Here is a 704-nt window from a genome sequence, read left to right as displayed (position 1 = left end):
AACGTGGTGAAAGAAGTGGTGGAGTGGCGCCCGGCGGGCAGCGCCGCTCCCTACCGCCTGCTCGACGACTACCAACTCAACAGCCTCAGCCGCGAGCTGACCCACAGCCAACGCCCGATGCGCCCGGACGGGCTCTACCGCCTGCTGGCCTCGGACTTCACGCCCCGCGTGGACCCGCTGCAGGCGTACTTCGCCGGGCTCGGTCCGGCCACCATCACCGGTCACATTACCCGGTTGGCGGCCACCGTGACCGTGGCCGATCCGGCGGTGTTCGCCCAGTACCTAACCAAGTGGCTGGTGGCGGTGGTGGCCAACGCGCTGACGCCGGCCGGCTGCCAGAACCACACGTGCTTGGTGCTTACGGGTGGGCAGGGGCAGTTCAAGACCACGTGGCTGGAGCTGCTCTGCCCCCAGCCGCTGGCCCAGCAGTATCTGTTCACCGGCAAGATCCACGTGGAGAGCAAGGACACGCAGCTGCTGCTGGCGGAGTATCTGTTCATCAACATCGACGACCAGCTGCGCACCCTCAACAAGCAGGATGAGAACTCGCTTAAGACGCTCATCACCCAGCCCTCGGTGAAGGTGCGCCGCCCCTACGCCCGGCTCATCGCCGAGCTGCCGCGCCGCGCCTCGTTCATGGGCAGCGTCAACGGGGCGGACTTCCTCACCGACCCGACCGGCTCGCGCCGCTTCCTGCCCTTCGA

At 67.5% G+C, this 704-nt stretch carries 1 protein-coding gene; it reads left to right on the top strand.

What is annotated here, in order from left to right; translation table 11 throughout:
• Positions 1 to 704, top strand: a 704-nt coding sequence (locus LJ737_RS26805; RefSeq protein ID WP_227769856.1) for a VapE domain-containing protein, incomplete at both ends; no start/stop codon positions are given.

It is taken from the genome of Hymenobacter sp. 15J16-1T3B (assembly GCF_020711235.1).
GTDB lineage: Bacteria > Bacteroidota > Bacteroidia > Cytophagales > Hymenobacteraceae > Solirubrum.
Note: the sequence above shows the minus strand (reverse complement) of the source record. Positions and strands in the feature narration are given on the sequence as shown.